The sequence below is a fragment of the Granulicella aggregans genome (assembly GCF_025685565.1).
GTDB classification, from domain to species: domain Bacteria; phylum Acidobacteriota; class Terriglobia; order Terriglobales; family Acidobacteriaceae; genus Edaphobacter; species Edaphobacter aggregans_B.
Genome location: NZ_JAGSYE010000002.1, coordinates 729,662 through 750,991 on the forward strand (window position 1 = coordinate 729,662; position 21,330 = coordinate 750,991).

At 60.8% G+C, this 21,330-nt stretch carries 19 protein-coding genes; 11 read left to right on the top strand and 8 right to left on the bottom strand.

The window, feature by feature from the left end; translation table 11 throughout:
- The first annotated feature begins 44 nt into the window (after positions 1–44).
- Positions 45–446 carry an MmcQ/YjbR family DNA-binding protein gene (locus tag OHL18_RS12700; RefSeq protein ID WP_263375219.1) on the top strand — a complete coding sequence of 134 codons (402 nt, stop codon included), beginning with the start codon at positions 45–47 and terminating at the stop codon, positions 444–446.
- Complete coding sequence (locus OHL18_RS12705) at positions 443–1,906, top strand: L-serine ammonia-lyase (protein WP_263375220.1); 1,464 nt, start codon at positions 443–445, stop codon at positions 1,904–1,906. The genes OHL18_RS12700 and OHL18_RS12705 overlap by 4 nt, the downstream gene beginning before the upstream one ends.
- A 65-nt stretch (positions 1,907–1,971) precedes the next feature.
- On the opposite strand, the gene OHL18_RS12710 is transcribed toward OHL18_RS12705, so the two are convergent.
- Both OHL18_RS12710 and OHL18_RS12715 read right to left on the bottom strand, forming a co-directional pair.
- Positions 1,972–3,054, bottom strand: coding sequence for a Gfo/Idh/MocA family protein (locus tag OHL18_RS12710; protein ID WP_263375221.1), 1,083 nt, complete (start codon positions 3,052–3,054; stop codon positions 1,972–1,974).
- Between the two features lie 475 nt (positions 3,055–3,529).
- Positions 3,530–4,375: a hypothetical protein gene (locus OHL18_RS12715; protein WP_263375222.1), complete on the bottom strand. Its 846-nt coding sequence runs from the start codon at positions 4,373–4,375 to the stop codon at positions 3,530–3,532.
- Between the two features lie 238 nt (positions 4,376–4,613).
- Between OHL18_RS12715 and OHL18_RS12720 the strand changes: the two genes are divergently transcribed.
- On the top strand, positions 4,614–5,705 hold the full coding sequence (locus tag OHL18_RS12720; protein ID WP_263375223.1) for an NAD(P)/FAD-dependent oxidoreductase: 1,092 nt from the start codon (positions 4,614–4,616) through the stop codon (positions 5,703–5,705).
- 112 nt (positions 5,706–5,817) lie between these two features.
- Complete coding sequence (locus OHL18_RS12725; protein ID WP_263375224.1) at positions 5,818–6,954, top strand: citrate synthase; 1,137 nt, start codon at positions 5,818–5,820, stop codon at positions 6,952–6,954.
- Positions 6,955–7,038: 84 nt separating this feature from the next.
- On the opposite strand, the gene OHL18_RS12730 is transcribed toward OHL18_RS12725, so the two are convergent.
- Positions 7,039–7,632 carry a DinB family protein gene (locus OHL18_RS12730; protein WP_263375225.1) on the bottom strand — a complete coding sequence of 198 codons (594 nt, stop codon included), beginning with the start codon at positions 7,630–7,632 and terminating at the stop codon, positions 7,039–7,041.
- 119 nt (positions 7,633–7,751) lie between these two features.
- Between OHL18_RS12730 and OHL18_RS12735 the strand changes: the two genes are divergently transcribed.
- Positions 7,752–8,951, top strand: coding sequence for a cysteine desulfurase family protein (locus tag OHL18_RS12735; RefSeq protein WP_263375754.1), 1,200 nt, complete (start codon positions 7,752–7,754; stop codon positions 8,949–8,951).
- On the opposite strand, the gene OHL18_RS12740 is transcribed toward OHL18_RS12735, so the two are convergent.
- Both OHL18_RS12740 and OHL18_RS12745 read right to left on the bottom strand, forming a co-directional pair.
- A complete protein-coding gene (locus OHL18_RS12740) occupies positions 8,948–9,727 on the bottom strand; it encodes a nucleotidyltransferase domain-containing protein (RefSeq protein WP_263375226.1) in 780 nt (259 codons plus the stop codon). The two genes, OHL18_RS12735 and OHL18_RS12740, sit on opposite strands and share 4 nt — an antisense overlap.
- A 7-nt stretch (positions 9,728–9,734) precedes the next feature.
- Complete coding sequence (locus OHL18_RS12745) at positions 9,735–11,618, bottom strand: APC family permease (RefSeq protein WP_263375227.1); 1,884 nt, start codon at positions 11,616–11,618, stop codon at positions 9,735–9,737.
- A 153-nt stretch (positions 11,619–11,771) separates the two neighbouring features.
- Here OHL18_RS12745 and OHL18_RS12750 point away from each other — a divergent pair, with 153 nt between their 5' ends.
- On the top strand, positions 11,772–12,317 hold the full coding sequence (locus tag OHL18_RS12750; protein ID WP_263375228.1) for a glutathione peroxidase: 546 nt from the start codon (positions 11,772–11,774) through the stop codon (positions 12,315–12,317).
- A 217-nt stretch (positions 12,318–12,534) separates the two neighbouring features.
- Entirely contained in the window at positions 12,535–14,409 is a 1,875-nt protein-coding gene (locus OHL18_RS12755) for a M61 family metallopeptidase (protein WP_263375229.1), read from the top strand.
- 703 nt (positions 14,410–15,112) lie between these two features.
- On the opposite strand, the gene OHL18_RS12760 is transcribed toward OHL18_RS12755, so the two are convergent.
- Positions 15,113–15,661, bottom strand: coding sequence for a Uma2 family endonuclease (locus OHL18_RS12760; protein WP_263375230.1), 549 nt, complete (start codon positions 15,659–15,661; stop codon positions 15,113–15,115).
- A 112-nt stretch (positions 15,662–15,773) separates the two neighbouring features.
- Here OHL18_RS12760 and mnmA point away from each other — a divergent pair, with 112 nt between their 5' ends.
- Complete coding sequence (mnmA, locus tag OHL18_RS12765; protein WP_263375231.1) at positions 15,774–16,895, top strand: tRNA 2-thiouridine(34) synthase MnmA; 1,122 nt, start codon at positions 15,774–15,776, stop codon at positions 16,893–16,895.
- Positions 16,896–16,961: 66 nt separating this feature from the next.
- Here the strand turns inward: mnmA and OHL18_RS12770 are convergent, their stop codons facing one another.
- Together OHL18_RS12770 and OHL18_RS12775 are read right to left on the bottom strand one after the other, a co-directional pair.
- On the bottom strand, positions 16,962–17,531 hold the full coding sequence (locus tag OHL18_RS12770; protein ID WP_263375232.1) for a hypothetical protein: 570 nt from the start codon (positions 17,529–17,531) through the stop codon (positions 16,962–16,964).
- A gap of 143 nt (positions 17,532–17,674) precedes the next feature.
- Positions 17,675–18,124, bottom strand: coding sequence for a YtxH domain-containing protein (locus OHL18_RS12775; RefSeq protein ID WP_263375233.1), 450 nt, complete (start codon positions 18,122–18,124; stop codon positions 17,675–17,677).
- A gap of 331 nt (positions 18,125–18,455) precedes the next feature.
- Here OHL18_RS12775 and OHL18_RS12780 point away from each other — a divergent pair, with 331 nt between their 5' ends.
- From OHL18_RS12780 to OHL18_RS12790, 3 genes are all read left to right on the top strand, one after another.
- The gene (locus tag OHL18_RS12780) at positions 18,456–19,595 is read left to right on the top strand and encodes a BON domain-containing protein (RefSeq protein WP_263375234.1); all 1,140 of its coding nucleotides are present in this window, start codon (positions 18,456–18,458) and stop codon (positions 19,593–19,595) included.
- A 143-nt stretch (positions 19,596–19,738) separates the two neighbouring features.
- Positions 19,739–20,689 (top strand): hypothetical protein, encoded by a 951-nt coding sequence (locus OHL18_RS12785; protein WP_263375235.1) that lies wholly within the window; start codon positions 19,739–19,741, stop codon positions 20,687–20,689.
- Positions 20,686–21,330 carry a class I SAM-dependent methyltransferase gene (locus OHL18_RS12790; protein WP_263375236.1) on the top strand — a complete coding sequence of 215 codons (645 nt, stop codon included), beginning with the start codon at positions 20,686–20,688 and terminating at the stop codon, positions 21,328–21,330. Before OHL18_RS12785 ends, OHL18_RS12790 begins: the two co-directional genes overlap by 4 nt.

Sequence of the window (21,330 nt, forward strand, 5' to 3'; positions counted from 1 at the left end):
GCTGTAGATGGACAACTATCCATAGCTCCCATCAGGAGACATCCATGGGCACTGCCAACGACTTTCGCAAACTCGCTCTCAGCCTCCCCAGCGTCATCGAGAGCTCGCACATGAACCATCCTGACTTCCGCGTGCGCTGCGCAGACAATAAGCTCCGCATCTTCGCCACGCTCTCCGGCGAGGCTATCGGTCGCGGAGTCGTCAATCTCACCCTCGATCAACAAGCCGCGTTCTGCGAAGAACTTCCCGACGTCTTCTCCCCCGTCCAGGGAGGATGGGGGAGAATGGGCATGACTTACGTTCATCTCGAAGCCGCGACAGAAGACACGCTGCTCGGCGCTCTCACCACCGCGCACCGCAACGTCGTGGCGAAGTCGATGGAGAAGAAGGCCGCCAAATCCACCGCAAGGAAAACCACGCGCACTCCAGCTAAGATCAAGAGGTGAACACCAGCCTCTTCGAGCTCTTCAAGATCGGGATCGGCCCCTCGAGCTCGCATACCGTCGGCCCCATGCGCGCCGCGCTCCGCTTCGTCCGCGACCTTGAAGCCAGCGGTGCCCTGGACCGCACGGCAAGCGTCGTCGTCCATCTCTACGGTTCGCTCGCGCTGACTGGCATCGGCCACGGCACCGACCGCGCCATTCTCCTCGGCTTGCTTGGCGAAGCTCCTGATACGCTCGAACCCACCACGGTCGAAACGAAGCTCGCGGAGATCCGCGACAGCTCCTCTCTCCCTCTGCTCGGTCGTCATCGCGTTCCCTTCTCCGAGCCCGCCAGCCTTCCCTTCCACCGCGACCAGATGTACCCCACAGCCAGCGTGACCACGCACCCCAATGGCATGCGTTTCACCGCATCCGACGCCTCTGGCGCGCTCATCGCAGAGGCGGTCTTCTACTCCGTTGGTGGCGGCTTCATCGTCACCGAAGCGGAGCTTGCTTCGCCACAGCAAACCTCATCTCGCACTGTCCCTTATCCCTTCCGCAGCGCAGCCGAACTCCTCGGGCTTGCCTCGCACCACGACCTCTCCATCGCGGACTTGTTACTCGCCAACGAGGTCGCTCTCCTCGGCGACATCTCCGTAAACATCACCCGTCCGGGCTCGCCTTCATCGCCTTCATCACCAGAAGAGACGATCAAAGGCAGCATTCTCGCCCTATGGCATGTCATGCAGGAGTGCACCACGCGCGGCATCGCCACCGAAGGCATTCTCCCCGGCGGGCTCAACGTCCGCCGCCGCGCCCATCGGCTCGCGGAACGCCTCAACACGCAAGGCTCACACGATCCGCTCGCGCCGATCGACTGGGTCACCGTTTGGGCCATGGCTGTGAACGAAGAGAACGCCGCCGGAGGCCGCGTCGTGACCGCGCCCACCAACGGAGCCGCAGGCATCATCCCGGCCATCGCGCATTACTACGTCCACTGCGTCGCTGGCCTGCCCGACGTCGCGCTTTCGCAGCAGGAGACCGAGGCTGGCCTCATTCGCTACTTCCTCACCGCCGCCGCCATCGGCATTCTCTACAAAGAGAACGCCAGCATCTCCGGTGCAGAGGTCGGCTGCCAGGGCGAGGTCGGCGTCGCCTGCAGCATGGCCGCCGGAGGTCTCGTCGCCGCGCTCGGAGGCACCAATGCGCAGATCGAACACGCCGCTGAGATCGCGATGGAACACAACCTCGGCATGACCTGCGACCCCATCGGCGGCCTCGTCCAGATCCCCTGCATCGAGCGCAATGGGATGGGCGCGGTCAAGGCGATCAATGCCAGCCGCATGGCCATGCACGAGACCGAAGGCCACAAGCTGTCGCTCGATCAGGTCATCGCGACCATGTATCAAACTGGTTTGGATATGCAGTCGCGGTATAAGGAGACATCGCTGGCCGGGTTAGCCTTGAACATTATCGAGTGCTGATTGCACCGTATCCGTCATTGGCTCCGAGTCGATTGGGAAGGCGGAGTCTACGAACTAAACACTCTTCACGCAATCGGCGCCCCGGCCGCTTTATAAATCCCTTCCATCGCTACCAGATCCTTCAGCCCTTCATCCCCGCTCGTCCACGGCTCCGTCTTGTTCCGAATGCAGTCCGCAAGATGGTCGGCCTCCAGCGTGAACTGGTATGGCATAACTCCTTTGCTCGTCTCGTCGATCGGGCCTGTCTTCGTCTCGCCGGTGAACCTCACGCCCTGATATCCATACGCCGGGCTAACGCGAAGGTGGCCCTCCGAGCCGTAGATGGTCAGATAGTTGTCGCCATCCACGCCATACGACGAGCCAGCCGAAGCCAGCACTCCCGACGGCATCTTCATACTCCACTCCACCGACTCCTCCACCGAGGCGAACCTCGGCCCGGAGATCTTCGTCGCAACCTGCGCCGCAAAGCTTGCCGGCTCCTCTTCCGCGATCCAACGAATTGCATTCAGCGGATAGATGCCCAGGTCCATCAAGGACCCACCACCCGAAAACTTCCGGTCCAGTCGCCACTGCCCTGCCTTGAAGTTGGCGCGGAAGCCGCCCTGGAACTCCTGGATCTCGCCGATCGCTCCCGACCGTGCGAGTTCCTTCACCTTCAGCCAGATCGGATCGTAGTGAACGCGGTACGCGATCATCAGCTTTACGTTCGCTTTCTTGCAGGCATCGATCATCGAGCGGCACTCCTCCGAGGAGATCGCCATCGGCTTCTCACACAGCACATGCTTGCCCGCCTTCGCCGCTCGGATCGTGTACTCGGCGTGCATGCTGTTCGGCAGCCCGATGTACACCGCATCGATGTTCGGGTCGTGCGCGATCTCATCGAAGGTCTCGTAGTTGTAGATGGACTTGTCCTGAACGCCATAGAGCGACTTGTACTTCGGCGCCTTCTCCGCAACGTGACCGCTCACCAGCCCCGTGACCTTGCACTTCGTCGATTGCGAGACGGACTTCATGAAGATGTCGGATATCTGCCCCAGTCCAACTACAGCGAAGCGCAACGGCTGCTGCGCCAGCGCGAACGAAGGCATCGCCGATAACGCGGCAGTCGATGCAGCGACCCTAACAAAGCTGCGGCGGTTCATGGACATGATCGGACTCCTGAAGGGATGTGGGTTGCGGCTCGCCTTGAGGCTTTCAAAATCGATTCAATACGAGCGATAGCCAGCATAGCAAAGCGATCCGTGATGGCGCTGATCGAGAGGCAATCTCGCTGCGCAGATCACGCACTCTTGTCGCAGTTCCACGGCAGCAACTTGACGACAAAAAAAGTGCGTCATCGCATCGATTTCTCTTGACACTCTTTTTCGCGAAATCTATACCTTCGTTAGCTGCAATGCACGTCGTGCAGCGCACACGCTTGATCACAGGGAGAACAGGCAAAATGGCAACGAAGAAGGCAGCCAAGAAGGTCGCAAAGAAGGCAGCGAAGAAGAAGTAAATCCAACAGGCAAACGCAACAAGGGGGACGCTCATCGCGTCCCCCTTGTTAGGTTAAGGCGCTTCGTTCGGCTGGGGCCATGCGCGAAAACCCGCATGAACAATGCCTCCGAAGCGCTCCCTCGTCTACTGCGGAGCGTCCGCTCCCTTGGGCGCGTTCTTCGGCGTCGACAGATAGCCCGATACCTTGTTCTTGTCCAACTGGTTCACCACCAATTCGTACAGCACCGGATTCTTGCCCGTGTAGAACTGCACCGGCTCGTCGAGCCCCTTGTCCTTCTTCTCGATGTTGCGGTCGTCCGCGCTCACGTTCATGGTGTAGCGCGAGTGCTTCTCGTCCACCTTCTTCAACTGAAGCTTGATCGTCGCCAGCAGCGTTGGCTTGGCACCCTTCTGCAGGGAGAACTCATAGTAGTTCCGGTCGCCCTTGTGCTTCAGTACTTCGAGCTCGTCGTGGTTCGTCGCGATCAAGCCGCTCATCACGCCCGCATCGCCGACCACGCGGTTCAATTGCGTCTTCGTCGCCTCAAGATCGCTCTTCGTCGTCGCGACTTCGGTCTTCACGCCGCCCACGTCCGTCTTCACGCTGGCCACGTCGTTCGATACCGCGCCAACCTGCTTCTCGGTCGCAGCCTGCTGCGCCTGCAGCTTTGCCGCGATATCGCGCTGCGTCGCCTGCGCCGCGAGAAGAGCTTGCGTCTTCAACTCGATCTGCTTCTGGGTCATGCCAACACTCTGGCCAAGCGTCTCAGTGGTCGCGCGCAGCCGCGCATTGGTCGTGTCCAGCTTCGCCGATAGCTCAGTGTTCTGCTGCTGTGCCTCGGCCAGCTTCTGCTGGTTCAGGTTCACGTTCTTCTGGAGAAAGTAGCACCAACCCAGCGCGCCAACCGCGCTCAGCAGCGCCACCGCTACGACCGCAAGGAACGCCCCGGAGACCGTCCGTTCCACTTCCACTTCCTTCACGTATTCCATCGCTTCACCTCGTGCCTTCGACTTGTACCTTCGAACTGATGGACGCGCACCTGCCATCCTGCAACTGAATCAAACGCTCTCTCATCCTACAGGCGGAGACCAGAGCTCTGAGGCGGTAAATTTTTCCGTGCCGCTCCGTGATGCGTTTTCGCCTTACTGCCTTAGACGCAACACTCCCATCTTTCGACGAATGCTTTTGACCGATCCCCGCGACCGCTGCCGCCTTAGACTTGAACGTATGACTCAAACGGACATCTGCATCGCCGGCGCTGGAATCATCGGCCTCTCGCTCGCGCTCGAGCTTCACGCCCGCGGACTCAGCGTCATCGTCCTCGACTCCGGCGCACCGATGCAGCAGGCCTCGACCGCCGCCGCTGGAATGCTCGCCGCAGATGATCCACACAATCCGCCCGAGATCTCTGACCTCTCGCACCTCAGCCTAACGCTCTATCCTGCGTTCCTCGACCGCGTTCACTCTCTTAGCGGCGTCGCGGTTCCCTTCCAGACGCAGCGCACCCTCCAGTCCCTCTCAGACAACCGCGCACCTACGCTACCACAGGAACTGCGAGCCAAACTGATGATTGAAGAGGACAGCACGGCGCTCGATCCGGACTCTGGCTTCATCTTCCTCGCCGAGCGTTCCATTGACCCACGCCAACTCGCGCCAGCACTGATAGCCGCCGTTGCCAACACACTGATCCAAGCGATCTACGATTCGCCTGTCATCTCAACCAGCTACGGCGCGGGCTCAGTCACCGTACAGACTCCCGCCGCGACGATCCAGGCCAGCCACTTCATCGACTGCACGGGAGCATGGGCTGGTTCTAGCGATAACGACGCCAACTTCCGCGCCATCCCAGTGAAGGGTCAGATGCTCTCCCTCGCTCTGCCCGCCGATCTGCCGCTCAGGACGACGCTCCGCACGGAAGACATCTACATCGTTCCGCGCACACTCGGGCCCGCCGCAGGCCGCGCCATCGTCGGGGCGACGGTTGAAGAAGCTGGGTTCGACAGGACAGTTGAACCGGCAGCCATCGAATCGCTGCGTCAGCGCGCCATCTCTCTCATCCCCGGTCTCGCTCACGCGACGATCGTCGATTCGTGGGCCGGTCTTCGCCCCGCGACCCCAGATCGACTTCCCATCCTGGGTCGGCATCCCACCCGACCCCATCACTGGCTCGCCGCGGGCCACTATCGCAATGGCATCCTGCTTGCGCCAGCTACGGCGAAGGTAATGTCGGACCTCATTCTGGATCGCACGCCAGCTATCTCCCTTGAAGCCTTCTCTGCGTCGCGACACACACTTTCCTTAGCGATCGGCGTCCTATAGAGAAGAGGACCGAAATCGCACAGCCGCGCCGATATTCGCGCACCTCTTAGACAACGCTTTCATCGCTGCGCTACCCTGAATTACTTTCATCTTCCGATTGGAGAGAGATCGAATGTCCACCACGCTTGCACCAAAGGGTCTCGAAGGCATCGTAGCCACGACCTCCTCGATCTGCTACATCGACGGCGACGCCGGCGTCCTCTCCTATCGCGGAATCGACATCCACGAACTCGCGAGCCATTCCACCTTCGAAGAGACCACCTATCTTCTCTGGTTCGGCAAGCTCCCCACAGCGGATGAACTTGCTTCTTTCTCCGCTGAGCTCGCCGCTGCCCGTGTGCTTCCCGAAAAGGTCATCGAGCTTCTCCATACCGTCCCGGCAGATGCCACCCCGATGCAGGTCCTCCGCACGGCTGTGTCTCTGCTCAGCATCTACGACGCCGACGAACCCAGCAGCACGCACGAGGCCAACGTTCGCAAGGCCTATCGCCTTACCTCGCAGATCGCCATGCTGGTCGCCACCTTCGACCGCGTTCGCAAAGGCAAGGCCATCGTCGAGGCTGATCCAACGTTCTCGCACGCCGCCAACTTCCTTTGGATGCTCAATGGCGAAAAGCCTTCCGAGACCGCGACGCGTGCCTTCGACATCGCCCTCATCCTGCACGCCGACCACGAGCTGAATGCCAGCACCTTCGCCGCCCGCGTCATCGCGGCAACCCTCGCGGACATTCACTCTGCCATTACGGGAGCCATCGGCGCGCTCAGCGGCCCGCTGCACGGCGGCGCGAACGAAGCCACCATGCGTCTGCTCTACGCCATTGAGAAGGCTGGAGCCGATCCTGTCGAATACGTCCGCGACATGCTTGCGGCGAAGAAGAAGATCTCCGGGTTCGGGCACCGCGTTTATCACACGGAGGATCCACGCGCGACCCACCTCCGCCGTATGTCCGAGGAGCTCGGCAAGGCCGCCGGCAACACCAAGTGGTTCGATATGTCCCGCAAGATCGAGGGCTATATCAAGTCAGAGAAGAAGTTGAACGCCAACGTTGACTTCTACTCGGCCTCCACCTACACGACCCTCGGCATCGATATCGACCTATTCACTCCGATCTTCGCTGTCAGCCGCATCTCCGGATGGGCCGCTCATGTGATCGAGCAGCACGACGACAACCGCCTCATCCGCCCCCGCGCCGACTACCAGGGTCCCGCCTACCCTGCGCCTTACATCGCGATTGCAGACAGGCCTTAAGCAGCATCCGGAAAAGCTTGTCATCCTTCCGCGCAGCGGGAGGATCTGCTGTACCCAGCCGCAGATCCCCTCGCGGGAAGAGTCTTACTTCGCGCTAGCCGGCGGCACAATTCCATTCATCCGCAGATACTCGCAAAGCTGCCCATAATGGTCGAAGCCATGCGCGATCACGCCGCCCGCCAGGCTGGCGCGCGTGCCGGTACCGCGAACACTCTCAAACGCATTTGCCGGCGTCAGAGTCCCAATCGCCTTATGCGCAAACGCGAAAGAGGCCTCCAGCGCCGCCACGATCTTCTCCTTACCCTTCAGGGTCTCGAGCGCCTTCGTATCGACGTCTGGCTTGGTTCCGCTGAGCGCGCTGCCGTAGTAATAGTTGGCCTCGGCAATATGCAGCACCATCGCGCCAAACGTCCGCACGCCGTCGTACTGGGTCTTTTCTGCTGGCACAAAGATCGCCGCGCTCGGGGCGAAGTCGTACTTCTCCGCGGGCATCGCATTCACTACGCCCATCAACTGCTTCTCGAAGCTGCTCAGCCCATCACCGAAGCTCTTTGACGGCTCAATAATCGTCCCAGCAGCCACCTTTGGTGCGGACGCCATCTGAGCATTCATCGCCATCACTGAACCGCTACAAGCCAATACCGCAACCATCATCTTCAACGCAATCCGCTGCTTCATCACTATCTCCTGGCGCATCTGAGAAACGAGACCAGCCTACCAGATACTTCCCTTCACACTTGTCATCCTTCTCGCTCGAGCAACTGAATCCAATGCGCCCCGCGGCGTATCCTAAGTACATGCGCCGGATCTACATGGACGCGAACGCCACCACGCCTCTGCTCCCCGAGGTCTTCGAGGCGATGCGCCCGTTCTGGATCGAGCACTTTGGCAATGCCAGCTCGATCCATCAACAGGGCCAACACGCCCGCGCAGCCGTCGACCACGCCCGCGACTCGGTTGCTCGCCTCCTTCACTGCCGCGCGTCGGAGGTCGTCTTCACCTCTGGTGGCACTGAGAGTGACAACCTCGCCCTCTTTGGGGTCATGCAGCCTTACCTGATCTCCCAAGAACCCGCTCACCTCATTACGACATCGATCGAGCACCACGCCGTTCTCCACGCCGCCGAGGCACTTCGCGATCGCGGCATCGAGGTGACCTTCCTCGAATGCACCCCGCAGGGTCTGATTACGCCTGAAGCGCTTCGCGCCGCGTTGCGGCCACACACGAAGCTTGTCAGCATCATGCTCGCGAACAACGAGACCGGCGTGATCCAGCCCATCGCGGAGCTAGCCGCCATCGCGCATGCGCACGGCGCGCTCTTCCATACTGATGCCGTCCAGGCGGCTGGCAAGATCCCTCTTGATCTGTCGAAGACCGGGCAGTTGAAGGACGTCGATCTCCTCTCCATCTCGGGCCACAAGATGTACGCGCCACAAGGCACCGGCATCCTCTTCACGCGGCGGAACGTTCGCCTCTCGCCCATGTTCTTCGGCGGCACGCACGAGCGCCAGCGCCGGCCCGGCACGGAAAATGTCGCTGGCATCGTAGCGCTCGGCAAAGCCGCAGAACTGGCTCAATTCTGGATGGCTGATGGCGGACCCGATCGTCTCGCGGAGCTGCGAGACCGCCTCGAGCGGGGCATCCTGTCGGCCATCGAAGAGTGCGGGGTCAACGGCGATGGTCTTCCTCGGGTCGCGAACACCTCGAACCTCTACTTCGACCATGTCGAAGCTGAAGCCCTGGTCATTGCGCTGGACCTGAAGGGATTGTCAGTCAGCGGAGGCTCCGCCTGCCAGTCCGGCGCGACCGAGCCCTCTCACGTCCTCACCGCCATGGGCCTCACGTCGGCCCGCGCCCGTGCCAGCGTTCGATTTTCCCTAAGCCGCCTCACCACGGCCGAAGAAGTCGACTACGCACTGGAGATTATCCCCGCCGCCGTAGACCGGCTGCGCAGCTTGTCGCCAACCTGGAAGAAACGTGTAGCGGCAGTTGCCTAAGTCTGTCTCCAGAACGAAAGATGAACCCGGGCGACCAGCGCGGATATCTTTCCCTCATCGATCCAATCAGGAAGCGCACTCGTAGCGGCGGCAACTTCAGCGTCGCCCCTCGCCTGTTCCGCCTCGGCAAGAAAGCGATCCAGCGTCCAACTCCCGCCTCGAAGATCGATCAATAATTCTCTCTCCGGACGGGGCAGAGTGATTGTTCCCTCCCGCATCAACTCGGTGCATTCAAATAGCAGCCGCAGAGTGTGCATCGCCGCCTTCGTGTCATAGCCGAACGCGCCTTCATACTCTGGCCGGGTACCCTTGGCTCCCTTTCCCTTTTCTCCCGTAATTCGCTTGAGCTGGTTCTCCGCGAACCCAAGAAACTGCACGGCAGATCGCTTCGAAAGAAAAAGCTCCTTCTGATCCTGGATCAGCGACCATACCGGCGCACTCGCGGCTGTCGCATCCGCGAATAGAAAATGGAGTGCAGTTGCATTTCCCTTGGCCGCCATCGCCGCCCACTTGCTCAACGAATAGAGCGTCAAGTCAACATCGTCCGGTCCGTTCCGTCGATCGTCGCTCGCGGTCGACCAGACAAAATGCTCCTGCGGATTTAAGCCCAGTACATCTTCGGGCGCTCCGATGAACACACCATAGAGGTCGAGATCGTCGGTCGCGCCAACCTTGGCACCATGCAACTCCGACCCACCCACGAAGAGGTGAACAACAGAAGTTACAGGAGAGAATCCCGAGCGCTCAACCTGCGAAAGATGAGGAGAGAACAGCATCCGGTCCTCACAGATACCAGGGGATGTTCACCACGACGACCCGCTGCTTCGCCTTCAGCAGCAGCAGCAGCTTCAGCAACTGCACTCTCTGCCCGTGCAGCGCGTTCTCCCACCAGTGCCGAACCACGAGTTCGGGCAGCAGCACAGCGATCTTGCGATCCGGATTGTCCTGTTCGAGCTTCAGGATGTACTCCATCAGCGGCGCAATGATGAACCTATAGGACGAAGCAATCCGCACCAACTCCGGCTCCTGCATATTGTGTGCCTTCAAGGGACCAAGCACCATCTCGTCCCAGCAGTCCGCAAGTTCGTCGGGATCGTCTTCGGAGTGCACATGCACCACCTTGATCTCCTTCGACAGCAGCAGCGCAAAGCGGAGCGCCTTCTCCGTAATCCGGTCCCAGTGCGCCATCGGAATGACGACGATGGGCTGAGTCAGGTTCTCCAGGTTGATGGGCGAACGGTCGATCATCTCGGCGTGGACACGGGTGTAGTGCTTCTTCACGCTGTACATGATGAGGATCAGCGTCGGTACCAGCAGTGCCGTCACCCAGGCTCCGGCCATGAACTTCGACGCCAGCACGACCAGCGTGGTCAGTCCCGTCGCCAATGCCCCGAGGCCGTTGACGAACATATGCCAGATTCGGCCGCCCTTGTGTTCGCCATGCTGGTTCTTCCAGTGGATGACCATGCCGGCCTGCGAGAGCGTAAACGCAAGAAACGCTCCAATCGCATACAGCGGGATCAGCCTGTCGGTTACACCGTCGAAGAGGATCAGGATGACCGCCGTAAAGCCCGTCAACGCATAGATGCCGTGCGAGAACAGCAGCCGCCGACCGCGCAGGATGAAGACATGGGGCAGATAGTCGTGAATCGCAATTGCCCGGGTCAGCCGCGGAAAGTCTGCGAAGGCGGTATTCGCGCTCAGCGCCAGTGCGAGGAAGACGCTGCCCATCGTGGAGTAGTAGAACCATCCCCGTCCGAAGACCGCCGCTACCAGCAGGCTGAGCAGGCTCTGAAACTGCGGATCGGTCGGCTCCATCGCCATGATGCCGTACATCTTCGCCAGCCACGCCGTACCGAACAGCAGCACGATCAGAATCATGATGATGACGGTCAGCGTGATCTGGGCCTTCTTGGCTCGCGGCTCGCCGAACGCCATCACGCCGTTCGACACAGCCTCGACGCCCGTCATCGCCGCGCAGCCGCTGGAGAAGGCCTTCATCAGCAGCCAGATCATTGCCAGCCCGACGATATGGCCGACAGCAGCCGTGGGTGGAGGCAATGCCCCCTTCGCCACTGGATGGAAGTCGCTTGTGACTGTCTTGAAGACACCCACGCCAATCGTTATCAGCAGCGTCGAGATGAACAGCAGGGTCGGCAACATAAACGCCGTGCCTGTATCCTTCACGCCGCGCATGTTCACCAGCGCCAGGACCGCGAGAATGAACAGGCAGAGCAGCAGCGTATGCGGGGCGAGCGCGGGAATTGCCGAAGTCACCGCGGTCACACCGGCAGAGATACCCACCGCAGCCGTCAGGATGTAGTCGATCATCAGCGCCGCTGCGGCAAGCAGCCCGGCTTTCTCGCCCAGGTTCTCGCTCGCTACCGTATAGCTGCCGCCGCCGTTCGGGTACGCCGCAATCGTCTGCCGGTAGCTGAAGAAGACGATCACCAGCAAGGTCAGGATGGCCGAGATGATCGGAACAATGAAATGTACACCCGCAAGCCCAAGCGGAATCAGCAGCGCCATCGCCGCTTCGGGACCGTATGCCGCGCTGGTCAGGGCATCTAGACCAAAGATTGGGATGCCGGCCGCGACGCCAATGTGTTCACCGCGCTCTTCGCTTGTTGCCAGGGGTTTGCCAAAAACTACGTCACTAATTGCCATATCGATTGTTATGGTATCCGGTCTGTCAACGATCTCAACCCGCCAGCCGCCGGAAACTTACGCAATCTTTACGACTTCTTTCATCCGGCGATATCTCGGCTGGGGTAGACGTTCACCGCGACACCTTCCCCCAACGCAGGTAATAATTGAAATATGGCAAATCTCTATGACATCCCAGTCAACCGGATCACCGGCGAAGGCACCTCGCTCGCCGAATATCGTGGCAAGGCACTCCTGATCGTCAATACCGCCTCGAAGTGCGGCCTCACCCCGCAATACGACGCCTTGGAAAAGCTGTACGCCCGCTACAAAGCCGACGGCCTCGAGATTCTCGGCTTCCCCGCCAACGACTTCGGAGCCCAGGAACCCGGCTCCAATGAAGAGATCGCCACCTTCTGCAAAGGTAGCTTCGGTGTCTCTTTCCCCATGTTCCAGAAGATCGTCGTCACGGGCCCCGAAACCCATCCCCTCTACCAGGACCTGATCGCGGAGAGACCCGAAGCGGCGGCGAAGGAGCCAGGGGCCTTCCGCACAAAGCTGGCAAACTACGCTCCGCCAAACCCCGCTCCCGGCATCCTCTGGAACTTCGAGAAGTTTGTCATCGACCGCCACGGCCGCGTCGTCGAACGCTTCTCGCCGGAGACTCTGCCGGATGATCCGATGGTGCTGGCCGCCATCGAGACGGCGCTGAAGAGCTAACTCTCCACCGATGTCAATTGGTCGAGTCCTATAGAAGCAGTCCCCTCTCGATGCCCATTCATCGCGTTCTTGCATTGGCGATGAATGGGCATCGTTTGAGACAGCAACCGACCTCTCATCAAAGGCGGTGATTTGCGTTGCGTCTTCCCGTCCTCCGATTCGTCCTACAATCAAGCGCAAAATCCAAGTATCGCCCGAGAGGATCTACTCTACCCTGATGCACGCCATCTTTAAGACCTCCGCATTACTGCTCGCCGCAGCCACCGCAACCTCCGCCCAGACCGCTCCCATTCGCATTACCGCCGATCTCTCAGAAGCACCTCGCAAGGTCTACCACGCCGAGATCGACATCCCGGTCAAGCCGGGCCCCATCACGCTTACCACCCCAAAGTGGATTCCCGGCACGCACCGTCCCACACCGCTGGTCGACTCCATCACCGGCGTCGTCTTCACGGCTTCCGGTCAGACCCTGACCTGGCGCCGCGACGATGTGAACATGTACGAGTACCATGTAACCGTGCCGAAGGGTGTCACCAGCTTGCACGCCCACCTCGACCTCATCAACCCCGGCCGCCAGACCACGCACCTCGCCTCCCTCGAGTGGGATGGCCTGCTCCTCTACCCCGCTGGCATCCCAGTCGCGAAGATCGCAGTCGAGCCCACCGTCATCGTTCCCAGGGGCTGGGGCGTCGGCACGGCCCTTACGCCCACAAGCCAGACGGACGACATGATCCATCACTTCGCCGTCACCACCGTCGAGCAGCTAGAAGACTCCCCCGTAGACACCGGCCTCTACTATCGCCAGTATGCCCTTGCTCCCGAAATCTCCCCGAAGCACTTCCTCGATGTAGTCGCCGACGAGCCCGACGACGTCAACATCCGCCCCTCCACAATCGCGGAAATCAACAACCTCATTCGCGAAGCCGACGCGATGTATAAGTCCCACCACTACAACGAGTACCACCTGCTGCTCACGCTCAGCGATGCCACTGGCGGCATGGGCCTTGAGCACGGGCAGTCCTCCGACAACGGCATCAACGAAAAAGGCTTCTCTTCCGACGAGCAGCAACTCGGGAACTCCGATCTGCTCGCGCACGAGTTCACCCACTCCTGGAACGGCAAGTACCGCCGCCCCGCGCGCCTCTATCAGCCTGACTTCGCCACCGCCCAGCAGGGTGATCTTCTCTGGGTCTACGAGGGCATGACGCAGTACCTCGGCAACGTCCTCGCTGCCCGTTCCGGCCTCAAGAGCCAGCAGCAGTATCGCGAGATGCTCGCGCTCTCCGCCGCCAACCTCGACTACAAGTCCGGTCGCCAGTGGCGCTCCACCGAAGACACCGCAATCGCCTCCAGCATCCTGCGCGGCGGCACCGCAAGCTGGTCCAACTGGAAGCGCGGGCAGGACTACTACCAGGAGGGCGAGCTCCTCTGGCTCGATGCAGACACGCTCATCCGCAAGCTCACTGACAACAAAAAATCCCTCAACGACTTTGAGGCGATCTTCCTCGCCAAGGGCGGTAACACCGGCCCGCTCATCGTCCCCTACGAGCGCCCCGAACTCATCGCCGACCTCAACCAGGTCGTCGCCTACGACTGGGCCACTTTCCTTCACGAGCGCATCGACAACATCAACCCCCACGCCGACCTCGCCGGCATCGAGCGGGGCGGCTATAAGCTCGTCTATAGCGACAAACCTTCCGACGCCCAGAAGACCATGGCCGCCGCACGCAGCAGGCGCGCCAGTGGAGTGAATGCCTGGTACTCACTCGGCATCACCGCCTCCGAGGACGGCACCCTCACCGATGTCCGCTGGGGCGGCCCCGCCGACCAGGCCAAGCTTGCACCCGGCCAGAAGATCTACGCCATCGATGGTCGCACTTTCTCAGCGGACAACCTCAAGGCAGCTTTGAAGAGAGCCAAAGGCATCAGCGAACCTATCCACCTCATCCTCGAACAGGACGGTTTCGTCACCCTGGCTGACATCAACTACCACGAAGGCGAACGCTACCCAACCATGATCCGCGTGGAAGGCACTCCCGCCTATCTCGACGACATCACCAAACCGCTCACCACGCCACCCGCAGCAAAATAAACGCGTCAACGTAATCCTTACCTATCCTTACCCTTGTCGTCCTTCGCATGGTCGAAATACAGTTTCATCGTATTTCGACCATGCGGAGGATCTGCTTTTCTAGCCATCCACCGATGCTCGCTTATCTCTTTGCGAACCATAGCCTGAAGTGAGTCAATCGCCACCAGCGCCACTTAAGTCTCTGTAACGCAACGAAAAACGGGCCGCCCTCATACAACAGCCTCCCAGGATTCTCCCTCTGCGCCTCATGCGAAAACCGCCGCATCAAGCGCAACGTGTAACCCGCCCTCTTCAGCCGTCGAATCGAACCATCCTTCGTTCGCAGCGCCCCTCGCACCAGATGATCGCTCCCAATCGTCCAGCGGTTATCGCGCTCAGCTTCTTCTATCGCATAGGCCAGCGCCAGCTTTCCCGCGCTTGATAGCGGGATATCTCGATCAGGCGCCGCTATGCCGGTCGCGCCTGGAAACTGTAGCAGCCTACGAATTCTCTCTGCATCGTCGTGCAGCTTCTGGAATGGGCATCCTGGTTGATGCGCATCGCAAGTCGCCCCCAAAATCAGGTCGCTGGGCCCTATCTCGCTCGCCCCACGAAGACTGGCTTGATGGCGAGCATGGAACACCAAGCGTCTGGCTCTTTCCGAATAGCGTTCAAACACGATGCTCTTCTCCACCTCGAAGAATGCCTGCCCTTCGAGCTTGATCTATCTCCGTCCCCAAACCCGTTCCATCACTAGCTCAAACCCCGCCACGCCCCCAGTCCCCTGAACAGACGAAGGGTCTTCCAACACCTCTGCCTCCTGTCCCGGTCGATACACCGTCACCCGCCGCGTCTTCGGCTCAATCAGCCACGCTAACTCAGACCCGTTCGCGATCCACTCGTCCACCATCTTTTTCTTCACGTCCTTAATCCGGTCGCTCAGCGAAGGAAGCTCGATCACAAACTCGGGACACAGCGGCGCATAGCCCTCCTGTTCGGCCTCCGTTAGCGCAGTCCATTTACGTTCGCTGACCCACGACGCGTCGGGAGAACGAACGGCACCGCTCGGCAGTTTGAATCCCGTGCTTGAATCGAATGCCAGTCCACGCTCGTCCTCGTTCGCCCAAACCAAGAGAGCTCCGAAGATCCGGCCATTGATCAATCCAGTCTTGCTACCCGCCGGCGTCATGATGAGTATCTCCCCACTCGGTTCCCGCTCCATGCGAAAGGGATCGTTCTCTCCGCTGAACCGCATAAACTCCAAGTCGCTCATCGGAGTCTCGGGCCTCAGGCGAATCGGCAGCTCCAGCGATGACAGATCCAGGTTCATGCCCGTAGTGTACCCCGGCCAACTCACGAACCCGCTATCATGAAAAGAGATGTCTATGCCGTCCCAAAACGAGACCATCGCCGTCGCCATGTCCGGAGGAGTCGACTCCTCTGCCGTCGCCGCGCTGCTCCGCGCCCAGGGCCATACCCTGATTGGCCTTACGTTGCAGCTCTGGAACCAGCGCCGCCTCGCCGGCCACGAGGGCATGCCTGAAGCCGTTCAAGGCCGCTGCTGCTCCATCGACGACGTCTACGATGCCCGCCGCGTCTCCGAACAGCTCGACATCCCTTACTACCTCGTCAATCAGCAGGACCGCTTCGAAGCTGAAGTCGTAAAGCCCTTCGTCAGCGAATACCTCGCCGGCCGCACGCCCATTCCCTGCACCCTCTGCAACAACCACCTCAAGTTCGACCAGCTCCTCATCACCGCCCGCCAGATCGGCGCCGACCGCATCGCCACCGGGCATTACGCGCGCAATCACTTCGACGCGTCGCGTGGCCGCTGGATTCTCTCCCGCCCCGAAGACAAGTCGAAGGACCAAACCTACTTTCTCTTCGGTCTGACGCAGGAGCAGCTCTCCCGCACACTCTTCCCTCTCGGCGAAATGCAGAAGCCCGCCGTCCGCGTGATGGCGTCAGAGGCCGGTCTCAACGTCGCCACGAAGCCCGACTCGCAGGAGATCTGCTTCATTCCCGGCGGCGATTATTCCACTTTCCTCAAAGCATATCTGGACGAGCAGGGCGAAAAACTGCCCGACAGCTCCGGAGAACTCGTCACTACAACCGGAGAAGTGATCGGTCGTCACAACGGCATCCACAGCTTCACCGTCGGCCAGCGCAAGGGCCTTGGCCTTACCTCGGCCAATCCGCTCTATGTCCTGAACATCCACCCGGACTCGAATCAGGTCACAGTCGGAGCCGACGAAGACCTCATGTCGCGCGACCTCCGCGCCGACCGTGTCAACTGGATCTCTGTCTCCGGTCTTGCCCCCGGCGAGACTCTGCGGGTCCAGATCAAAATCCGCCACCGCCACGAGCCAGCCTGGGCCACGCTCTCAAGCGACGGCGGCGATCAAGCCAGCGCCACCTTTGACACTCCACAGCGCGCCATCACTCCAGGCCAATCCGCTGTCTTTTATCAAGGCGACGAGGTAGTTGGCGGCGGCTGGATTTATTAAACAGCCATCAGAAGCATAAGAGACCGAGAGCCCCGGCCCTCGGTCCGTTAGTGCGCAGCAAACCCACTACTCTTCGTACTTCGTAATTGCCACAGACTTCGGCTTAGACTTGCTGAACAGGACATCGATCCCGGCCTTCAGTCCATTCACCAATCCCGATACCTCCACCAGAGGCGTCCGAATCCCCTTGTGAACCATCTCCGCAAGTGCGCCCGTGGCGGTGAGAGCCGAGGAAACCATCCCATCGACCCGCGCCACTTGCGCCCGAGTCTTCAGGTTCACATCAGTCAGCGTGACATCGAACTCTTTGGCCTTCGCCTTCACGATCTCGCTCGTCTCGACGAGGTTGTTGGAGATCGTCTGGATCTTGGGCAGAGTCACCTCAACTAGCGTCTCCGCCTTGTCGATGATCGGAATTGCCTTATCGATGAGCGGAGTCGCCCGCGCGCGCAACTCTTCCGCGATCAAGAGAACACGCTTCTGCGTCTTGGTTGCGCCAATCGCGGCAACAATAACCACAACTGCCTGCACAAACATCGAGAGCGCAACGATCCCGACGAAGATCATCAACAACCGCGTGTTCCCGGCGGAGATCGAGTCGTTCTGTAGTCCCTGCCACGCCGCCATCATCCACATGGTTCAAACTCCGTCTCTGCGCACGGCGCAGGTCTTCGAATGGAAAGAATAAGTCAACCACACGCCAAGCGGGGGTGGACTGCATCGCAGCCACCCCCGGCACGGCGGCCTAAAGGTCGGAACTTTGTTCGCACTACGTGAAATCAGCCGTGGGTAGTCGTGTTGACGTACGCGTCCTTGCCTGCTTCAACCGCAGCGGCAACCTTCTCCTGCTGCTCGTTGACCAGGCTCTTGCCCTTTTCAACATACTCAGTCCACTGCGAGCGACCCTTGTCATAGTACTCGCGGCCCTTGTCAACGTACTCGCCAGCAACCTGCTTGCCCTGCTCGACATACTGACCGACGGCCTGCTTACTCTGGTCGACATACTGGCCAACCACTTGCTTGCCCTGGTCTACGTATTGGCTGGCAGCTTCTGCTCCGCGTTGTGCCAGAACGGCAGCCCGCTCCTTCGCGTCCAGGGCTCCGGAGACGAGGTCCTCGCGTGTCTCCTTGCCAGACTTCGGCGCATACAGCACACCCACCAGAGCACCTAATCCCAGCCCTGCAAGAAACCAGCCGAATCCACTCGCTCCGCTATCGTTGTCTGCCATGATTGCCTCCGTTATCTCGTATCTTTCGTGTCTGATTTAGTGAATCTATGTGGCGATGAATCGAATACTTCGTAATCGGCGCCTGATCGAAAGTCTATATCGGATTACCTGCTTCTCACTCGCTCACATAAAATTCCACCTTCTGGCGAGCTTTGCGCTCTTTTGGAAGATGCCCTTAGCCAGCCTTTGGTTGCGCCTGACAACAGACTGCTGCGACGTTCTGGCCTCCACTTGAGTCTGATACAAGTATGCCGTGTCAAAACTGGCTAAGATCGGCTAGACGAAGCACAACGCATCGCAAATGCACCGGTTAGAACAAGAAGGAACGCACATGCACGCAAACGAGACTGTCCGTCCGGAAGCAAAGACTCCGACCGCCGCCAGTGAACGAAGCTACGGGTACATCACAGGCGTCGCCCTCGTCACCCTGCTAGCTTCGACCCTGTCCATCTCCGGATGCAAGCATATCGCGCAACCGGACGACGCGTCACTCACACAGGCCGTCCAGACTAAGATTGCGGGTGAGACCTCACTCGCCTCCGAGCCCATCCAGGCCTCCGTGCAACAGGGCGTCGCCACCCTTAACGGCACGACCAGTAACGACGCCGCACGCTCCCTCGCCGCCAACGACGCGGCCCAGATCCCGGGGATCAAGACGGTGGTGAATAATCTCACCGTGGTGAGCAGCCAACCTGCTCCAACGCCACAGACCGCCTCGGTCGCTCCGTTGCCCCCAGCTCCCGCTCATAAAGAACCGCGCCCCGAGCGCAAGCCGAGGCCCGTGCTGCCTGTGCAGCCGCCGCCGGCCCCCATGTCCGCGCTCCCTGAGCAGGCACAGGTTACCCCTCCACCACCTCCAGCTCCTATCGAGCGCTCCGCCCCATCCCAGCCCCCGGCTCCGCCGCGCGCCCGTTCGATCACCCTGCCTGCTGACACCATCATCCCGGTCCGTCTCAACCAGACCCTCGACAGCGCGACCACTCAGGAAGGCGATAGCTTTTCGGGCGTTCTCGCCTCCGACGTCCTCGTAGAAGGCAACATCGTCCTTCCCCAGGGCACCGCGGTCAGCGGACGCGTCGACACCGTTCAGGAGGCCGCGCACTTCAAGGGCAATTCCCTGCTCGTCATCCAGCTCACCAGCATCCATCCGCGCGGCGCGAATCTTCCCGTCTCCACCGACGCCTACAGCAAGGCCGGTGAGGGCCGCGGAAAGAACAGCACGGAGAAGATCGGTGGCGGAGCCGCCATCGGTGCTGTACTTGGCGGCATCTTCGGCGGAGGCAAGGGCGCGGCTATTGGAGCAGCCGCAGGCGGCGGAGCCGGTGCAGGAGCTCAGGCCATCACCCGGGGTCAGCAGGTCCAGATTCCGGCTGAATCACTCGTCCGCTTCCGGCTAACCAGCCCTCTGACGGTCAAGCTGTCCGGCCCAACAGAGCCCGCAAGCGACGCCGAACTGCAGCGGCATAACTAACGTCCACTGCTTCCCTCTTGGACCAGCTACCGTCACAACCCCCCTTCAACAGTCGTTCGGACGGGGGCGTGCGGACGTTGGTTTCTTCTCGCGCCATCAACACCAGATGCGCATCTATCGCCAACTCTCGCAGGTCAGCATCCATGACGGCGATAAAATTAGTCATCGTGGCGAATTCCACCCCACTTCACCCCGTCGAAGCGCTTCCCGCCGCAGGCATTCGGCCCAGACGCTCGCAAAACCTCGTCATCTACTGGCACCTCCTTTCGCTAGACGCTCCGTCCGTGGCCATGCTCTGGACCTGGTTCATCGCCAGGAGCAACGGGGTGAAGCTGCCTCATACCTCGATCATCGCCATGGGAGTCGCGGTCTGGCTGCTCTACGCGGCGGATCGTCTGCTAGACGCGAGATCGAACGAAGCCTCACACCTCGAACCCCGTCATCGCTTCCATCGCCGCCACCGGAGCGCCTTCCACGCAGGAATCGCGTTAGCCTCACTGGCGCTCGTCTTCCTGGTCTACCGCATTACGCCCGCGGCACTGCAGCTTTACGCAATCCTGGCAGCTCCCCTCATCGCATACTTCGTCCTAATTCATCTCCGGCGCAAGAGCGCAACTGCCCGGTCGACGCCGCGCCTGCCCAAGGAGATCGCCGTCGGTCTCTTCTTCTCCGCCGCAACCTTCATTCCCACCGTCGCGCGCAATCCTTCCCTCCGGGAATCTCTTCTCCCGGCGGCCTTGCTCTTCGGCCTCGTCTGCAGCTTGAACTGCCTCTTCATCTACGCCTGGGAGCATCCCGTCGTCGCCTCCGCCGGGTATCCCGAGGCGCACTCCGCCACGCAACTCGCGCTGCGATTCCTTCCCTGGCTGACAATTTCTGCTATCGCGGGCAGTCTGGGACTCGCGATCTACGGCAGCCTGCCAGACTCTTCCGGCCGTGCCCCGTGGCAACTCGCTCTGGCAATCTCCCTGGCCGGAGCGCTCCTGCTGCAATTGCACACACGACGGCATAGCCTGGATCCCACCGCCCTGCGTGCAGCCGCCGATCTCTGCCTCCTCACCCCGCTCCTGCTAATTCTCACCCTCCACTCTTGAGAACCGGGCCGCCACACTTCGACTTCATCGCCCGACCCTACCGCTGGTTGGAGTACCTCACCGTCGGCCTCGCTCTCGAGCGCTCCCGCCTTCACTTCCTTCCAGTCCTGCGTGGTCGCACCAGCGCCCTCGTACTCGGAGACGGCGACGGCCGATTCCTCGCCCGCCTCTTCGCGCTGAACCCCGCTCTTCAAGCCGACGCCGTCGACATAAGTCCTGTGATGTTGCGCCTCGTTCGACACCGCTGCCCCCCGGACGCCGCATTGCGCACCCACCCAGCCGACGCTCTGATATTTCTCGCTGAAGGACCGAGGGTTGAATACGATCTCGTCATCACCCACTTCTTCCTGGACTGCTTGACTCAAGCCCAAGTCGCGCGGCTGGCGAAGGCGATCGCGCCGCGCCTCGTCCCTGGAGCTCTCTGGGTCGTGACCGACTTCACCATCCCGTCCGGCGCCATGCGCCTTCCCGCAACGCTGCTGGTTCGCTTCCTCTACCTTGCATTTCGCATCCTGACCGGACTTCGCATCTCCCGTCTTCCCGACCACCATGCCGCGCTGCAGGCCGCCGGTTTCTGCCGCATCTCCGAGCATTCATCGCTGTTCGGTATCCTCGCGTCCGAGGTCTGGCAGTGGAACTGA

What these genes read in the sequence shown, in the direction of transcription:
- OHL18_RS12700 (WP_263375219.1), top strand. Translation starts at nt 45, where the DNA reads ATGGGCACTGCCAACGACTTTCGCAAACTCGCTCTCAGCCTCCCCAGC.
- OHL18_RS12710 (WP_263375221.1), bottom strand. Translation starts at nt 3,054, where the DNA reads ATGTCCATGAACCGCCGCAGCTTTGTTAGGGTCGCTGCATCGACTGCC.
- mnmA (WP_263375231.1), top strand. Translation starts at nt 15,774, where the DNA reads ATGCCGTCCCAAAACGAGACCATCGCCGTCGCCATGTCCGGAGGAGTC.
- OHL18_RS12785 (WP_263375235.1), top strand. Translation starts at nt 19,739, where the DNA reads ATGACGGCGATAAAATTAGTCATCGTGGCGAATTCCACCCCACTTCAC.
- OHL18_RS12715 (WP_263375222.1), bottom strand. Translation starts at nt 4,375, where the DNA reads ATGGAATACGTGAAGGAAGTGGAAGTGGAACGGACGGTCTCCGGGGCG.
- OHL18_RS12760 (WP_263375230.1), bottom strand. Translation starts at nt 15,661, where the DNA reads ATGAGCGACTTGGAGTTTATGCGGTTCAGCGGAGAGAACGATCCCTTT.
- OHL18_RS12725 (WP_263375224.1), top strand. Translation starts at nt 5,818, where the DNA reads ATGTCCACCACGCTTGCACCAAAGGGTCTCGAAGGCATCGTAGCCACG.
- OHL18_RS12735 (WP_263375754.1), top strand. Translation starts at nt 7,752, where the DNA reads ATGCGCCGGATCTACATGGACGCGAACGCCACCACGCCTCTGCTCCCC.
- OHL18_RS12750 (WP_263375228.1), top strand. Translation starts at nt 11,772, where the DNA reads ATGGCAAATCTCTATGACATCCCAGTCAACCGGATCACCGGCGAAGGC.
- OHL18_RS12775 (WP_263375233.1), bottom strand. Translation starts at nt 18,124, where the DNA reads ATGGCAGACAACGATAGCGGAGCGAGTGGATTCGGCTGGTTTCTTGCA.
- OHL18_RS12770 (WP_263375232.1), bottom strand. Translation starts at nt 17,531, where the DNA reads ATGTGGATGATGGCGGCGTGGCAGGGACTACAGAACGACTCGATCTCC.
- OHL18_RS12740 (WP_263375226.1), bottom strand. Translation starts at nt 9,727, where the DNA reads ATGCTGTTCTCTCCTCATCTTTCGCAGGTTGAGCGCTCGGGATTCTCT.
- OHL18_RS12780 (WP_263375234.1), top strand. Translation starts at nt 18,456, where the DNA reads ATGCACGCAAACGAGACTGTCCGTCCGGAAGCAAAGACTCCGACCGCC.
- OHL18_RS12755 (WP_263375229.1), top strand. Translation starts at nt 12,535, where the DNA reads ATGCACGCCATCTTTAAGACCTCCGCATTACTGCTCGCCGCAGCCACC.
- OHL18_RS12745 (WP_263375227.1), bottom strand. Translation starts at nt 11,618, where the DNA reads ATGGCAATTAGTGACGTAGTTTTTGGCAAACCCCTGGCAACAAGCGAA.
- OHL18_RS12720 (WP_263375223.1), top strand. Translation starts at nt 4,614, where the DNA reads ATGACTCAAACGGACATCTGCATCGCCGGCGCTGGAATCATCGGCCTC.
- OHL18_RS12730 (WP_263375225.1), bottom strand. Translation starts at nt 7,632, where the DNA reads ATGAAGCAGCGGATTGCGTTGAAGATGATGGTTGCGGTATTGGCTTGT.